Source organism: Parasphingorhabdus sp., assembly GCF_049667325.1.
Classification (GTDB): domain Bacteria; phylum Pseudomonadota; class Alphaproteobacteria; order Sphingomonadales; family Sphingomonadaceae; genus Parasphingorhabdus.
Map to the genome: position 1 here is coordinate 1 of NZ_JBATHY010000188.1, position 14,835 is coordinate 14,835.

Sequence of the window (14,835 nt, forward strand, 5' to 3'; positions counted from 1 at the left end):
GGCGGGATATGGAATATAATGAAGAGTAGATGAGACCGGCATATCGAAACCCTATCACAACCAGCGCGTTGTAGGACAAGCCTTTTTACCCGCTGCACCAGAGCGCATGTGCCGAGTCATTGTTCCAGACCGAACAGACCCCACCCACATCCTCATCGAACAACGTCCACCTCGGCAAGTTAAGGAAATGCACTAGGATGATTTGATATCGGGCTTAGAAAGACCGATTGCTTTTATTCGCCCTGCCGGGTGATTGCGTCGCTATCACCCATAAAGGTGATTGAGTCAGCGCGTTTCGAGGTCCAGAAGCAATCCACGCTTGACGCGTCTTTCATTTTGAACGGAACAATCATGATAAACAAGTTTCGGAAAATCGCAGCCCTTGTTGCAATGGCAACCTTTGCGGTCCCCGGTCATACGGCATCCGCAGAACCGGACACGAACGGAGGAAATTCTATGGAAAAAGTTACCGGTATCGGGGGCTTGTTCTTCCGGGCTGACGACACACAGGGTCTGGCGACCTGGTATGCAGACAATCTCGGCATTATACCGGTTCCCAAGGATTATGAATCATCTTCGTGGCAGCAGGAAGCAGGGCCGACGGTTTTTGCGCCTTTCAGCCGCAACACCAAATATTTTGGCGACATGGACCAACAATGGATGGTCAATTTTCGCGTGAACGATCTCGACGCGATGGTCAGCCAATTGCGAAAAAATGGTAATGAAGTGGAGGTTGATCCAGAGGTTTACCCCAATGGCCGATTTGCACGCACCCATGACCCCGCAGGCACTCCAATAGAATTGTGGGAACCGCAAAAATAGCGAGAGTCGAACTAGAACAACTGTTACCGAGCGACCCCGAAACGCAAAAAGTGCATGATCCTTTTGATGAAGATTCCGGTAGCAGCAGCCACCGCTGCTATGAGCGATGGATTAAGCTAGTTTCAGTTGCGCTTCCCGATCAATCCCGCGGGGACACGTCCTGTCGTGATATGTTTGGCACCTCGGCCAACCGCCACGCGCGTTACTTCACTCTGGTCCGCTATTGAAACAAACGAGACATTGTCGCTGCGCGTATTGGCCAGAAGACAATGGGATCCGTCTTCCGAAAACGCAGCCCAGCTGGGCGCGTCTCCCACGTCTATCGTCGCCTTCAACGTGAGACTTTCTGCATCTACCAACGCGGCATAGTCGGACGCCCGTCCGGCAACGCAGAGCGTGGTTTCATCGGCTGACAATGCCAGCCCATGATGGGGAGCCTCAAAGTCCCAGTCGTCTTTTGTGACGCCCGGTTTGACCGGCAAATCGATGCGCTTCGTCTGGACATCGGTCTTCAGATTGCGAGCAACGATCGCGTGGGTATTTGAAAGCTGGGCGTAAAGAGTGTTTCTTTTTTCCGATATCTGAAACGGCCTGACCCCGGATTCAAATATATGCTCCTGCAAGATGCGCAGGGATTTGGCATCAACGACGGTCACGCGATAAGCCTTGCCATTTGCGTTGCGCTCGGTTTCGTCCGTTTCCATGTCACCCAGACTGGCGGCAAACACCTTGCCGCCATCTGCACTGACATGGACGTCATGTGGCCAATCGCCGGTTTTGAAATGACCCTTTTTCTCGCCGTTCCGCGTATCCAGCACCTCGACGATATTACCGCCCCGGATAACGGCCGATACAAACAGTCTTTTTCCATCGGGAGATATGTCCATATGGTCGGACCTTATGCCGGCTATCGGCGTTCGCCAGAGAATATTGCGGGTTCGCAAATCTATTGCGACCACGTCCGCCAGAAAACCGCGGGAGACGAATAATACCCGCCCGTCCCGCGACAGATCGCTGTCCTGCGCATAGTTCATGCCGCCCTGTTTTTCTGCTATGGATTGCGCTATCGACTGGATTGGGTCCCTGAAGAAACTCACATTTTTTCCATCAGGAACGACGTCAATTTCGTCGATGACCTGCATGCTATTGATATCAATCAGGCTGATCGTCCCGCCTACCGCGTTCGCCACGAACGCAATTTCCCGGCCATCCGCGGTCGGGGCACCCGAGGATTCCAACGGGCCGGTTCCAAAATTTCCTTCCTGCCACATTCTCAGGCCGGAAAAAGACACACCGCCGATGACAACCGCCAACAAATACCATTTCAGTTTCATAGCCCGCCCCTGTTTCTACCTATCGTGGGATAGAATGCCGATTTGTTCGGGAATTAACACAGAAAAACTGTTGAAGGACGTCAATCGGGTTTTGGAAGGCACTCATCCCTGCCGGTGACTGCCCGGAGGCAGCGGTACCAGATAATATAAATGCTACCTCGCCGATTAATCGATCCCGGTTCTGGCCGTTATTAGTTTTGATCGATGAATCATCGGATATATTCCAATTCGAATTGGCACGTCCCCACACTGTCCAATTCGATGCGGCCTAGACCCATATTTCCGAGCGTCGATCTAGCGGGTCGGGTTGGCTGGTCCCTTCCTGACCCGCTTTCTATTCAGCCCACATATTGAGCCACGGCGCCATGATCAGAGCGACCTGCGGATGCGTTCGTTTAGTCTGCGAATTCGTGGAGAAGGCAATATCTATCAATATAGGCAATGCCCAGAAACCAGCAATTACAGCAATTTTATATGGGAACTGCTTAGCCCGACAATTACGGCAGATATCCGGTCATGAACATTGAATTTCTTGAACAAACGTCTGACATAGGAGTCGACCGTATCTTCCGAAATAGCCAGAATGGTCGCCATTTCGCCATTCGATTTACCGCGCGAGATCCAATATAAAACCTCGCTTTCGCGCTTGGACAGGGCTCTTGTAGAGTCATCAGCCTGATTTATGATTGCGCAGACTCTGCGATGGCAAGACTGGGCAATGCCGACCAACGGCCTGACAACCTTCTCATCTTCCGACGAGATGTTTTTGCCAAAATTCATAGAAAAATAGGAATTTCTGCTTTGTGGGCCGAACAGTGGTACGGCAACCCCATCTATAAAGCCCAGTTCCTTGGCCTTATTCACAAATTTCCGGTGCTTTTCTGTCAATTTTTGATCGGCAATAACCTGTTGCCATGTCATTACATGGCCGGCAGCCATCACAAAGTCAGGGATGGGGTCGGATTCCATAAATTCCGGGTCCAAGTAAGTAGATACTATTTCTTCCGGATATCCGAAATGAGTGACCGATGAGTGTTTTGACACCTGGGAATAAAAAGGCGGCGTGGCGTGATAGGACATGGCGGTGACGCCTTCGCCCTTCAATTTAGTGAACAGCTCGTTCAGTTGTGACCAGACTGAGTCACTTTCATCTACCGGATTCCATTTGAACACCAAAATCTTACCACGCTTCTACAGTCGAGCGCCCCTCAACGACGACTAATTATTTTTTCGTCATGCCTTTTTGAGATGACGTCGTTCCAGCAGGGGTATCACGGTGGCATCGATCCCGGATAGGATGAATATGCCATGTTGGTCGTTTGGTCGGTCCGTTACCAATAATACGCACTTTTCGGGACAATCAGCGTGTGTAACGTGGGAGCGTGACATGCCAAATCACCATCTCTGTTGTATAAATGAACAGAATTTACAATTAATGTAACAGAGAATGTGAATGATATGCTGTCAGAAATTGAAAGAATATTTCCGAATAATTGCAAGAATATGAAGATCGATATCAATGATATAATTTCTGTGAGAAATAATCGCAGTAAATTATTCAATCATCAATATTTTACCAACAAATTCTGGGATATAATATTGATATTATATGGCCACGAAATCAACGATTCTGCAATCAATGCTCAGGGGATTTCAGAAAAGCTCGATATCAATTATGACTCTGTTCTGAGGTATCTGGCTATATTGTTCGATGACGACATTATCTGTGCGTTTGACGGGATGGCGGAAGATTCCCTTGATCTCGGCCAGGACAATTTATCGCTAACCCGGCTCGGGTTCGAGAATGCCGGAACCGTCATCCAGCAAACGCGCCGCATTTTTGCTCAGAATTAACAACACTTCCGCTGATGTATCCGCAATCGCGCACAGGGTTCGCGGTTTGACTGCCCGATTCGGCATCGCGGTACAATCGGGCCATATCGTCAGCGATTCCGCCGATGGCGCGGCTTCACTCGGTCAAATCTTCCCACGCATCTTTCAGTTTCCCGAAAAAACCGGTTGAATTGGGCGTCTCGTCGCCGGTTTCGGTTTCCTGGAACTGGCGCAGCAAATCTTTCTGCTGCTTGGACAGCTTGGTCGGCGTTTCGACTTCGATCTGGATCACCATATCGCCATTGCCGCGTCCGCGCAGGACCGGCATGCCGGCGCCGCGCTGGTGGATTTGCTTGCCGCTCTGGATTCCTGCCGGAATGCGAATTTCATGTTTTTCACCGTCGAGACCCGGAATGGTGATTTCACCGCCCAGAGCCGCCAGAGTGAAGCTGATCGGCGCGCGGGTGAACAATGTTGTCCCTTCGCGCTCGAAAATATTGTGCCGAATCAGGTGGATGAAAATATAGAGATCGCCGGGAGGTGCGCCGCGCGCGCCAGCTTCGCCCTTTCCGGAAAGACGGATACGCGTGCCGGTATCGACACCCGCCGGGATATCGACTTCAAGCGCCTGCGGTTTGTCCACCCGGCCTTCGCCATAACAGACGTGGCACGGGCTTTCGATCACTTCACCGCGTCCCTGACAACTGGTGCAGGTGCGTTCAACCACGAAGAAACCCTGCTGAGCCCGAACTTTGCCGTGACCCTGGCAGGTGCCGCAACGCTGCACGCCGGTACCCGGTTCAGCGCCGGAGCCGTCGCATTCGTCGCAGCCTACCGAGACATCGATTTCGATTGCGGTATGTTTTCCGTGAAACGCATCTTCCAGCGTGATTTCCAGATCATAGCGCAGATCCGCGCCGCGCGCAGGGCCGCGTTGCTGCTGCTGGCCGCCAAAGCCGCCGCCGGCCCCGCCACCGAATATGGTTTCGAATATATCGCCGATATCATTGAAAGCCGCGCCCGCAAAACCGTTGCCGCCGCCAGCGTTATTGCCGCCGCCATTGGTGAACGCCGAATGGCCGTAACGGTCGTAGGCCGCGCGTTTTTGCGGGTCCTTCAAAACGTCATAGGCTTCGCTGATCGACTTGAATCTGGCTTCTGCATCAGCATCGCCGGGATTCTTGTCCGGGTGCCATTGCATCGCCAGTTTGCGATAGGAAGATTTCAGCGTGGCGCCATCGCAATCGCGCGATACGCTCAGCTGTTCATAATAATCGGTTTCGGATGCCATATTCATGCTTCCCCCAAAGCGAGAAGATCGTCGCCCCGGCAACGGCCGGGGCCGCTGGCATTAATCGCCAGCGGCTCCCGCCCGAGCGGGAGCGACGGTCCCATTTTTACTCAGCCGCCTTGGCGTCTTCTTTTTTGTCTTCGTCATCAGAATCGTCAACTTCCGAAAACTCGGCATCGACAACATCATCGTCAGCCGCTTTGGCCGCAGCATCTGCTGCTGCCTCGTCACCGGCGTCGCCACCAGCGGCCTGTTCGGCTTCATAGATCTTCTGACCCATTTGCATGGAAACCTGCGCCAGCGCTTCGGACTTGGTCTTCATCGCTTCGGGATCGCCACCTTCGATGGCTTCCTTGGTTTCCTTGACCGCCGCTTCAATCTGGCCTTTGAGCTCAGCGTCTATCTTGTCGCCATGCTCTTCAAGCTGCTTCTCGGTGGTATGGACAAGGCTTTCCGCGTTGTTCTTGGCTTCCGCCTCGGCACGCCGCTGCTTGTCTTCTTCCGCAAATTTCTCCGCATCCTGCACCATCTGGTCGATATCGCTATCGCTGAGGCCGCCGGAAGCCTGGATCTTGATCTGCTGTTCCTTGCCCGTGCCTTTGTCTTTCGCGGACACGTTGACGATGCCGTTGGCATCAATGTCAAAGGTCACGTCGATCTGTGGCACGCCGCGCGGTGCAGGCGGGATACCGACCAGATCGAACTGGCCGAGCATCTTGTTGTCCGCCGCCATTTCGCGTTCGCCCTGGAAGACGCGGATCGTCACCGCGCCCTGATTGTCATCGGCGGTCGAATAGACCTGCGACTTCTTCGTCGGGATCGTGGTGTTGCGGTCGATCATGCGGGTGAACACACCGCCGAGGGTTTCGATACCCAGCGACAATGGGGTAACGTCGAGCAGAAGAACGTCTTTCACATCGCCCTGCAATACGCCTGCCTGAATGGCTGCGCCCATGGCAACAACTTCATCCGGGTTCACGCCGGTATGCGGCTCCTTGCCAAAGAACTTCTGCACCGTTTCGCGAACAAGCGGCATGCGGGTCATACCGCCAACCATCACGACATCGTCGATGTCCTTTGCTTCAAGACCGGCATCCTTGAGCGCCTTTTTACAAGGATCAAGCGTCCGCTTGACGAGATCGCCAACCAGCTTTTCAAGATCGGAGCGGCTGATCGCCTTGACCAGATGTTTCGGTCCGTTCTGGTCCGCGGTAATGAACGGCAGGTTGATTTCGGTCGTCTGCGCACTCGACAGTTCGATTTTCGCTTTTTCGGCAGCTTCTTTCAGACGCTGCAGCGCAAGCTTGTCCTTGGTCAGGTCGATGCTTTCGGCTTTCTTGAAGTCAGCGGCGAGAAACTCGACCAGCTTGGCATCAAAATCTTCACCGCCCAGGAACGTGTCGCCGTTGGTCGATTTCACTTCGAAAACGCCATCGCCGATTTCGAGGATCGAAATATCAAACGTACCGCCACCAAGGTCATAGACCGCGATGGTCTTGCCGTCATTCTTGTCGAGCCCATAAGCCAGAGCGGCCGCTGTCGGCTCGTTGATGATACGCAGCACTTCGAGACCGGCAATCTTGCCGGCATCCTTGGTTGCCTGACGCTGGGCGTCGTTAAAATAGGCCGGGGTGGTAATCACCGCCTGGGTTACGGTTTCGCCAAGATAGGCTTCGGCCGTCTCTTTCATTTTCTGCAAAGTATAAGCAGAAATCTGGGACGGGCTGTAATCTTCGCCGCCGGCTTTCACCCACGCATCGCCGTTTGAGCCCTTGATGATCTCATAGGGGACGAGTTCCATGTCTTTCTTGGTCATCGGATCATCGAACCGGCGACCGATCAGACGCTTCACTGCAAAAATCGTGCTTTCCGGATTGGTGACAGCCTGGCGCTTGGCCGGCTGACCGATCAGACGCTCGCCGTCCTTGGTGAATGCAACCACGGACGGGGTCGTCCGTGCGCCTTCCGCATTTTCAATTACCTTTGGCTTTCCGCCATCCATAACGGCAACACAGCTGTTGGTGGTGCCCAGATCGATTCCAATAACTTTACCCATAAATCCCTCAATCAATTTTCTACAATTAGCAAAATTGCCGCCCGGCCCTTGTCAAATGGCACCGCTACGGCTTCGCAATGCGATATAGGTGGCATTTTTCTTGGCACAAGCCTTCGGACATCCTACATTTGAAAAATCAACGCAAAACAACCATATCGGGACAGGTTTGCAACGGTTTAACGAGGTATCAGAATGAACAAGATCTCCATCATGCTCGCAGCATCCGCATCGCTATTGCTGACCTCCTGTGGTCAGGGAGACATTCTCTTCGCCGACCAAGCAGTGGTCAATCTCTCTCCCGTGGAGGGCAATCCGTCTGCTGGCTATATGGACCTTCATGGCGGCCGTATTGATGTCGAACTGGTAGGCGTCACTTCAGACGATGTATTGCGGATGGAGATGCACGAAACAACGGAAGAAAACGGCGTGACCAGCATGGCGCCACTCAAATCGATTCCGGTACCGGCCGGAAAAACGGTAAAGCTGGAGCCTGGCGGAAAACATCTGATGATCTGGGGAGTGGGCCAATATTCCAGGCAGCGTGGGTCGCTGAAGATGATATTGATCTATTCCAACAACGACCGCATCGAAATTGATGCTGTGATCAAAAATGCCGGCGAGGCTGCCCCGGCTGCTGAATAATCGGGTAATAAAATGACCGGCCGTGCGCTGACCCACACGGAAATCGGACTGTGCCGGTCGATTTTCGGACAAGCGATCGACTATGACCGGGTGACTGTCTTCAACCGCAAATGGTGGCCGTTTCAGCATCCCCGCGTCACCATGGCGCCCGATGGCAATCTCTGGTTTCATCCCAAAAGCAATCTATTCTGTGACGATTTTTGCGGCTCGTCGCAAAATGTGCAGGCACTTTTCATTCATGAAATGGTCCATGTCTGGCAGCACCAGCAGGGCGTATTTCTGCCATTGGCGCGCCATCCATTCTGTCGCTACGATTATGAGTTGCGGCCGGGCAAGGCGTTTGCCGAATTCGGCATTGAACAGCAGGCCGAGATTGTCAGCCATTATTTCCTGTTGAAACGGGGCGCCCGATTGAAAAACGGCTATAGCATCGATGATTATGGCGGATTATTGCCTTTTTAGAACGTCATGCAGGGATGCACAGCGACAGCCCCTTGCGAACCGGCTGGCGGGTTACGGCAGCAATCCCAGTTTTGCGCGCATCATCCAGCGGGCCAGCATCAATACCGCGACCACACCCAGTCCCCCGGCCAGTCCGGTCCAGATACCGACACCTTCCCAGCCCTGCCAGAAGGCCAGACTGGCACCGAGCCCGATACCGATGAACCAATATCCCATCAGCGCGAACAGCATCGGCACGGTGGTGTCGTGCAGCCCGCGCAACATGCCGGCCCCGACAACCTGAGCGCCGTCGACGATCTGGAAAATTGCGGCAATGGCAAGAAAACTGACGCCCAGTGCCGCGACTTCGGCATTGCCCGGCGCGCTGGCATCGATGAACATCGAGATCAGAAAATCGGGAGCCAGGACAAATACCAGCGCCATCGCCGCCATGAACGATGTGCCGAGCACGAAACTGACCCAGCCCGCCCGTTTGATGGCAGCGTGGTCTTTCCGGCCATATTGAATGCCGACCCGTACGGTAGCCGCCTGTCCCAGGCCCATCGGAACCATGAAGGTCAGCGCGGCGAGCTGTAACGCACTCGCATGGGCCGCTACGGACTCGGTGCTGATCAGACCCATGAGCAGGGCTGCAAAACCGAATACCGAGCCTTCCAGACCCATGGTGATCGCAATCGGCAGGCCGAGCTTCCACATCGCCCGAAAACGCTGCCAGTCGCTGCGCCAGAAACGCCCGAACAGATGATAGCGACGAAACCGCTTGTGACGCCAGACAACGAGCGCCATGCCACCGAACATCAGGACATTGGTCATCACGCTGCCGATACCGGCGCCGACGACGCCAAATTCCGGAACTCCAAACTTACCGAAAATCAGCGCATAGTTGAACAGCGCATTGGCCAGCACCCCGATGATGCTGATGATCAGCGCCCAAACCGGCTGTTCCAGCGCGGAAATGAAATTGCGCAGGATGATGAAGAACAGAAACGGCAGGATCGACCACATATAGGCGCTGATATAGGTGCCCGCTATTGCCGCGAGGTCCGGCTGCTGGCCGAAAAACAGCAATAGATTTTCAGTGTTCCAGAGGATGATCCAGAAGGGCACAATAACCGCTGCGGCGGCCCACATCGCCTGTCGAAAGGTCCGGCGCACATCGCGGACGCTGTTCTGCATCCGGCCAATTTCCGTGGCCATCATTGGTGCAGAAGCGGTGATAAGCCCCATGCAGAAAATTGCCGCGGTCATCGCGAGATTGAAACCGAGCGTGGCACCGGCTAGTTCACGTGCGCCCAGCCAGCCCAGCATCAGTACATCGGTGGCCCCGATCAGCGCCATCGTGAGGTTCGACAGGATCAGCGGCCAGGCAAGCGAGACCGTGGCGCGCAGTTCATGCCGCCAGGGGTGTTGCTGTCGCAGGCTAGGGAATGCGCCGGTCATCGGCGCGCGTTAGCCCAAGGCGGGCCGCCAAGCCAGTGAAAGCGCGCTTTATCCTAAAAATCCGAAAATTTATCTCGGGTCTTGAGGATAGCCCCGCGTTCCGTAACAATCATCGTCCAGCCGTCCGTTACGGTCATAGCCGTCGCAGCCGTCGTTTTTGTCGATGAAATAGCCGCCAGCCGCGCCTGCTGCTGCACCAATAGCGGCACCCGTCAACACATCGCCTCCGGTAATGGCTCCAATGGCCGCGCCCGCCGCAGCGCCCGCACCCGCGCCTTCGGCCGCGTAATTTCCGGCACAAGCCGAAAGGCTGATCGCGGCTGTTCCAGCCAGCGCCAGTTTACTTACATGTTTGATCATCATCCTACTCCTCAAAATTTACGCCACTGCGGAGTAAACACGTCAGCTTGCGGATGGTTCCTGAACGCATGGTCGTACTGGGACGAAGCGCGTCATCAGCGCGACCAACAGGGCCGGCGAGCGAGTGTGAAATTCGATTTGCCCCATCTGCTTTCATTTGATACCATCCCCATATTGAGCAAGCGGCCCAACCCGCGCTTGCCCAAGTGGTGACCCTATGAAATTGTCAGATTATGATATGTCCGCTTCGCGCGGATTTCTTTCGCATTTCGAAATTGTCGATATTGACCTTCCCGATATTTTTGTCCCCGTCCTGGCCGCTGCGGAAAATCTGTCCGGGCTGATGACCACAGGCCGCGTCCAGCACTGGCTGGAACAACTGCCCGCGCTCGATCTCGAGGAATGGGCGGCCAATGCACCGGAAGAACAGGTTCGCGTGGCGATGGTCCACTATTCCTTTCTGGTCCAGGCCTATGTCTGGGGCGAAAGCGAAGCGCCGACCGCCCTGCCCGCCAATCTTTCACGTCCGATGGTTGCGCTGGCCGAGCGCCTCGATCAGGCGCCCTTGCTGCCCTATAGCGGCTATGTGCTCGACAATTGGGCGCGACTGGACCGGACCAGCCCGATCGCTCTCGACAATGTCTATATGGTCCAGAATTTCTATGGCGGAGCGGATGAAAACTGGTTTGTCCTGATCCATGTCGCGATCGAGGCAGCCGCAGGCCCGCTGCTCGACATCGCCTGCCAGCTGGTCGAGTCAGCACGCGCGGAAGACACCGGCAGAACAACGGCATTACTCGAAGAAATGAACGGTCACTGGGATACAGTAAACGCGATATTCGACCGGATGCCCGACCGCTGCGATCCCTATATCTATTATCAGCGGGTCCGGCCCTATATTCACGGCTGGGCCAATAATCCGGCGCTCCCCGATGGCCTGGTTTACGAAAGTGTCGAAAAATATGAAGGCAAGGGACAGGCGTTCCGCGGCCAGACCGGGTCGCAAAGCTCGATCGTGCCAAGCATGGATGCACTGTTTCAGGTAATTCACGGTAACGACCCGCTGCGGAGCTTTCTTGACGAGCTGCATGCCTATCGCCCAGTCCGGCATCGCCGCTTCATCGAGGATTTGCGTGAACAGAGCAAATTGCGGGAGTTTGCGATCGCCAGTGGCGATGCGGCGCTGAAAAAAGCTTTCAACGCCAGTGTCGAGCAAGTCGCGCGATTCCGGACGCGGCATCTTGAATATGCAGCAAGTTATATCAACAAGCAGGCTGCCAATGGCAAAGGCAATGATACCGAGGTCGGTACCGGCGGTACACCGTTTATGAAATATCTCAAAAAGCACCGCGATGAAAACCGGGCACAGACTATTTGAATAAGCTGTAACACGCGGTTAGGGCTGAACTGGTCAGAGCCCGTTTCTCGTTTTCCGAAAAACGTCCTTTGACGGGCTTTGGCGTAACGGGGAACGGGTAGAGACATGCTTTCGGCAATCGGACTAATCGGCGGGCTCGGGCTGCTCATCTGGATGACGGTACGCGGGGTCAATATATTGATTGCCGGGCCGGTTGCGGCGGCGGTCGTGGCCTTGACCAGCGGGATTGCCTGGCTGCCACCGCTGGCCGTGGAAGGTGCGCCGGATTTTGCCACCGCCTATATGGACGGCTTTGTCGGCTTTTTCAAAAGCTGGTTCTTCATGTTTCTGCTCGGCGCGATTTTCGGCGAGATCATGGGTGCCAGCGGGGCCGCCGCGAGCGTGGCCCACTGGATCATCGAGAAGATCGGGATCAAGCATGCGGTGCTCGCCGTGGTGGCGGCTTGCGCTGTGCTGACCTATGGCGGAGTCAGCGTGTTCATCGTTTCGTTCAGCGTCTATTCGCTTGCCGTGCATCTGTTTCGCGAAGCAGATCTGCCGAGACGGTTCATCCCCGGGGCACTGGCATTTGGTTCGGTGACCTTCACCATGACCAGCGCCGGATCACCGGAAATCCAGAATTTGATCCCGATGGAATTTCTCGGCACCACTGCTTATGCCGGCTGGCAGGTCAGCCTGGTCATAGCGCTGTTTATGGCGGTTACCGGACATTTCTGGCTCAACCATATGGTCCAGCGAGCGGTGGCGAAGGGGGAGCATTTTGTTGGCCGCGAGACGGATGATCACAACACCGATTATGGCAATTTGCCTGCGCCCCTCCTGTGCATCCTGCCACTGGTCGCGGTGCTGACGATCTTCCTGATCTTTCAATATCCGCAGGATATGGGACCAATGTCCGCAATCCTGCCGCAGGAGTCGCTCGACCAATGGGCGCTGGTCGCAGCGCTGGGTTCTGGTGCAGCGGTGGCCCTGATGATCGGTTACCAGAAGTTGAAATCCATGCCCGAAGCCTTTTCGCGCGGTGCATCCAGCGCAGTGGTCGCGATCACCAACACCTGCGCTGTGGTCGGATTTGGATCGGTCGCCAAATTGTCGCCGGCGTTCCAGGAAGCTCTGGTCATTGTACAGAATATCCCCGGCAGCCCGCTGATCGGCGCAGCGGTTGCGGTGACCGTCATCGCCGGTCTAACCGGTTCAGCATCAGGCGGCCAATCCATCGCCCTGCCCCTGATAGCGCCCCATTATCTTGATGCCGGAGCCCAGCCCGACGAACTCCACCGGGTTGTCGCCATTTCCTCCGGCGCGCTCGATAGCCTGCCGCACAACGGCTATGTCGTGACCACGATCCGCGCGGTTTGCGGGGAGACGCACAGGGATGCCTATGGTGCGGTGGGTGCGCTGACAGTCGTAATACCAGTGATCGGGACGATCATCGCGGTGATATTATTCGGAATATTCTAGTATCAGCCGCCCACATCAACCGCCTCGACATTGAATTCCAGCAACTTCCAGCCAGTGCCTTCATAGATATATCCCTGCTCAAAAGTCATACGGGTCGGCCGGGTATTATAATAGCCTTTCACCTGTAATACGCCTTCATCCGTGATTTTCGTGCCATTTTGCACGACCGGCTTGAGGGTCTTGAACACCTCAAGCTCATCGTTGGCTTTGAATTTCTTGAAAGCCGTCTCCAGTTCAGCAAGGCTGAATTGACGCTGAAAGGTTTGTGAAAAACTCTTGCGAAAACCCGTCATGGTCGGGGCGTTCATACCGTCTACAAAATTGGCCATTGACGAACGAACAAGCGCCAGTAGCTCGGGGTCAGAAGGCACCGGCAGACTCTTCTCTTCTTCGCTGCGGGTTTGGAACCCCGCACGATCCTTGATAATCGCGTTGATCTTCCAGCCGTTTTCGGTCTGCACCAGTCGCAAGTTCAGAGGAATTTTGCCGCCGCTCGCTGTGGTAGCAGTGCCTTCCAGCGTCGCGCTGCCACCGGTAATAGAGCGGGAACTCCAGCTAGTGTCCTCGACCTTGTCCAAAGCATTGGCGGCCAGATAGCTTACCAGTTCTTCCTTGCTCGTTCCGGCCTGGAAATCTTCTGACAAGAGCTCGTAAGCCGCATCGATGTCGTCATTTTGAACGGCCGCAAAGAAATCGTCGCCCGCCTTGGCGGCGTCCCCGGTCAGCCAAAACACAAGTCCAACAAGTAATACCAAAGCCGCAATGATGCCGAGCACCACTTTCATCCATGTTTTCATCTCGAACCCCCTCGAATTTGGCGACCCGAGTTGAAGCGATCGTGGCGGCATTACGACAATTGCCGGGCAAGGCCTGTGCCAGCGATCACAAATATCTGGCACAATATCGAAATTTTTGCAAATTGACCTGGCGGAGATTGCGGCGCTAGATGGTAATTGACATGACCATTCAGACCCGCCTCTACCAGCCCGCCGACCGCCGGGCATTCATCGATCTTAACCGCGACTGGATCGAGGAGTATTTTGTGATGGAGGAGAGCGACCGCGAGCAGTTGGAAGAACTGGAAGCATCTATCCTCGGCAGGGGCGGACGGATCGTTGTCGCCACGCTCGACGAAACGGTTGTCGGCACCGGAGCGATCCTGCCGCCACATCATGACCCGGGCGACGGCCGCGTCTGGCTGGAGATTGTCAAGATGGCGGCACGCAAGCAGCTGCGCGGAAAGGGTATCGGCCGGGCGGTGATGGACGCCTTGGTCGAACAGGCCCGCGCGATGGACGCCGATGCCATCTGGCTGGAGACCAATGGTGATCTGAGAGCCGCGATCCGGCTGTACGAGCGCAGCGGCTTTCGGCATCTGGGTACGGATGAACTGTGGCCGACGCCCTATGCGCGGTGCAATGTCCAGATGATACTGGAATTATAGAACGGGCCAAAACACCGTTAGCCCTGAGCTTGTCAAACGGCGCGTCTGGTTCGAAAGGCGTGCTTCGACAGGCTCAGCACTAACGGCGTTTTCGGGTAGGTTTTATTTCAACCGTTCGATCTTGCTCGCCGCTTCGTCGATGATCGCGGTGACGTCGAGGATCTTGTCCGATCCCTTTTCCTCTTCCGCCAGCCGGATGCGGATCGCGCTTTTTAGATTATGGACCGCGCGACGGACCGATGCGCCATCGCTAGCTTCTCCCATTTTTGACACGCCTTCCAGCCGTTCGAGAATTTCGGCAATATGCTGTTC

General features: G+C 55.1%; 14 protein-coding genes and 1 pseudogene. 7 read left to right on the forward strand and 8 right to left on the reverse strand.

What is annotated here, in order from left to right:
- The first annotated feature begins 456 nt into the window (after positions 1–456).
- Positions 457–822 (forward strand): VOC family protein, encoded by a 366-nt coding sequence (locus tag WBM93_RS08530; protein ID WP_424430872.1) that lies wholly within the window; start codon positions 457–459, stop codon positions 820–822.
- Between the two features lie 122 nt (positions 823–944).
- Here WBM93_RS08530 and WBM93_RS08535 read toward each other — a convergent pair whose 3' ends face one another.
- Positions 945–2,156 carry a YncE family protein gene (locus tag WBM93_RS08535; protein ID WP_424430875.1) on the reverse strand — a complete coding sequence of 404 codons (1,212 nt, stop codon included), beginning with the start codon at positions 2,154–2,156 and terminating at the stop codon, positions 945–947.
- A gap of 459 nt (positions 2,157–2,615) precedes the next feature.
- Positions 2,616–3,329, reverse strand: a complete 714-nt coding sequence (locus WBM93_RS08540) for a LuxR C-terminal-related transcriptional regulator (protein WP_424430878.1) — start codon at positions 3,327–3,329, stop codon at positions 2,616–2,618.
- Positions 3,330–3,689: 360 nt separating this feature from the next.
- Between WBM93_RS08540 and WBM93_RS08545 the strand changes: the two genes are divergently transcribed.
- Positions 3,690–4,010 carry a hypothetical protein gene (locus WBM93_RS08545; protein WP_424430881.1) on the forward strand — a complete coding sequence of 107 codons (321 nt, stop codon included), beginning with the start codon at positions 3,690–3,692 and terminating at the stop codon, positions 4,008–4,010.
- A 115-nt stretch (positions 4,011–4,125) separates the two neighbouring features.
- On the opposite strand, the gene dnaJ is transcribed toward WBM93_RS08545, so the two are convergent.
- Both dnaJ and dnaK read right to left on the reverse strand, forming a co-directional pair.
- Positions 4,126–5,280, reverse strand: coding sequence for a molecular chaperone DnaJ (gene dnaJ, locus WBM93_RS08550; protein ID WP_424430884.1), 1,155 nt, complete (start codon positions 5,278–5,280; stop codon positions 4,126–4,128).
- Positions 5,281–5,386: 106 nt separating this feature from the next.
- Positions 5,387–7,336, reverse strand: a complete 1,950-nt coding sequence (dnaK, locus tag WBM93_RS08555; protein WP_424430887.1) for a molecular chaperone DnaK — start codon at positions 7,334–7,336, stop codon at positions 5,387–5,389.
- A 192-nt stretch (positions 7,337–7,528) separates the two neighbouring features.
- On the opposite strand from dnaK, the gene WBM93_RS08560 reads away from it, so the two are divergent.
- Entirely contained in the window at positions 7,529–7,978 is a 450-nt protein-coding gene (locus WBM93_RS08560; RefSeq protein WP_424430890.1) for a copper chaperone PCu(A)C, read from the forward strand.
- A gap of 12 nt (positions 7,979–7,990) precedes the next feature.
- The gene (locus tag WBM93_RS08565; RefSeq protein ID WP_424430893.1) at positions 7,991–8,440 is read left to right on the forward strand and encodes a vgr related protein; all 450 of its coding nucleotides are present in this window, start codon (positions 7,991–7,993) and stop codon (positions 8,438–8,440) included.
- Between the two features lie 51 nt (positions 8,441–8,491).
- Here WBM93_RS08565 and WBM93_RS08570 read toward each other — a convergent pair whose 3' ends face one another.
- Positions 8,492–9,880 carry an MATE family efflux transporter gene (locus WBM93_RS08570; protein ID WP_424430896.1) on the reverse strand — a complete coding sequence of 463 codons (1,389 nt, stop codon included), beginning with the start codon at positions 9,878–9,880 and terminating at the stop codon, positions 8,492–8,494.
- Positions 9,881–9,949: 69 nt separating this feature from the next.
- Positions 9,950–10,243: a YMGG-like glycine zipper-containing protein gene (locus WBM93_RS08575; protein WP_424430899.1), complete on the reverse strand. Its 294-nt coding sequence runs from the start codon at positions 10,241–10,243 to the stop codon at positions 9,950–9,952.
- Positions 10,244–10,457: 214 nt separating this feature from the next.
- On the opposite strand from WBM93_RS08575, the gene WBM93_RS08580 reads away from it, so the two are divergent.
- Together WBM93_RS08580 and WBM93_RS08585 are read left to right on the forward strand one after the other, a co-directional pair.
- Complete coding sequence (locus tag WBM93_RS08580; protein WP_424430901.1) at positions 10,458–11,618, forward strand: indoleamine 2,3-dioxygenase; 1,161 nt, start codon at positions 10,458–10,460, stop codon at positions 11,616–11,618.
- A gap of 105 nt (positions 11,619–11,723) precedes the next feature.
- Positions 11,724–13,079 (forward strand): GntP family permease, encoded by a 1,356-nt coding sequence (locus tag WBM93_RS08585; RefSeq protein WP_424430904.1) that lies wholly within the window; start codon positions 11,724–11,726, stop codon positions 13,077–13,079.
- Positions 13,080–13,081: 2 nt separating this feature from the next.
- Here the strand turns inward: WBM93_RS08585 and WBM93_RS08590 are convergent, their stop codons facing one another.
- Positions 13,082–13,876: a DUF4864 domain-containing protein gene (locus WBM93_RS08590; RefSeq protein WP_424430906.1), complete on the reverse strand. Its 795-nt coding sequence runs from the start codon at positions 13,874–13,876 to the stop codon at positions 13,082–13,084.
- 161 nt (positions 13,877–14,037) lie between these two features.
- Here WBM93_RS08590 and WBM93_RS08595 point away from each other — a divergent pair, with 161 nt between their 5' ends.
- Complete coding sequence (locus WBM93_RS08595) at positions 14,038–14,523, forward strand: GNAT family N-acetyltransferase (protein WP_424430909.1); 486 nt, start codon at positions 14,038–14,040, stop codon at positions 14,521–14,523.
- Between the two features lie 102 nt (positions 14,524–14,625).
- Here WBM93_RS08595 and WBM93_RS08600 read toward each other — a convergent pair.
- Positions 14,626–14,835: pseudogene (locus WBM93_RS08600) on the reverse strand (PadR family transcriptional regulator); the annotation flags it as partial.

What these genes read in the sequence shown, in the direction of transcription:
- WBM93_RS08580 (WP_424430901.1), top strand. Translation starts at nt 10,458, where the DNA reads ATGAAATTGTCAGATTATGATATGTCCGCTTCGCGCGGATTTCTTTCG.
- WBM93_RS08585 (WP_424430904.1), top strand. Translation starts at nt 11,724, where the DNA reads ATGCTTTCGGCAATCGGACTAATCGGCGGGCTCGGGCTGCTCATCTGG.
- WBM93_RS08590 (WP_424430906.1), bottom strand. Translation starts at nt 13,876, where the DNA reads ATGAAAACATGGATGAAAGTGGTGCTCGGCATCATTGCGGCTTTGGTA.
- WBM93_RS08530 (WP_424430872.1), top strand. Translation starts at nt 457, where the DNA reads ATGGAAAAAGTTACCGGTATCGGGGGCTTGTTCTTCCGGGCTGACGAC.
- WBM93_RS08570 (WP_424430896.1), bottom strand. Translation starts at nt 9,880, where the DNA reads ATGACCGGCGCATTCCCTAGCCTGCGACAGCAACACCCCTGGCGGCAT.
- dnaK (WP_424430887.1), bottom strand. Translation starts at nt 7,336, where the DNA reads ATGGGTAAAGTTATTGGAATCGATCTGGGCACCACCAACAGCTGTGTT.
- WBM93_RS08595 (WP_424430909.1), top strand. Translation starts at nt 14,038, where the DNA reads ATGACCATTCAGACCCGCCTCTACCAGCCCGCCGACCGCCGGGCATTC.
- WBM93_RS08565 (WP_424430893.1), top strand. Translation starts at nt 7,991, where the DNA reads ATGACCGGCCGTGCGCTGACCCACACGGAAATCGGACTGTGCCGGTCG.
- dnaJ (WP_424430884.1), bottom strand. Translation starts at nt 5,280, where the DNA reads ATGGCATCCGAAACCGATTATTATGAACAGCTGAGCGTATCGCGCGAT.
- WBM93_RS08560 (WP_424430890.1), top strand. Translation starts at nt 7,529, where the DNA reads ATGAACAAGATCTCCATCATGCTCGCAGCATCCGCATCGCTATTGCTG.
- WBM93_RS08575 (WP_424430899.1), bottom strand. Translation starts at nt 10,243, where the DNA reads ATGATGATCAAACATGTAAGTAAACTGGCGCTGGCTGGAACAGCCGCG.
- WBM93_RS08535 (WP_424430875.1), bottom strand. Translation starts at nt 2,156, where the DNA reads ATGAAACTGAAATGGTATTTGTTGGCGGTTGTCATCGGCGGTGTGTCT.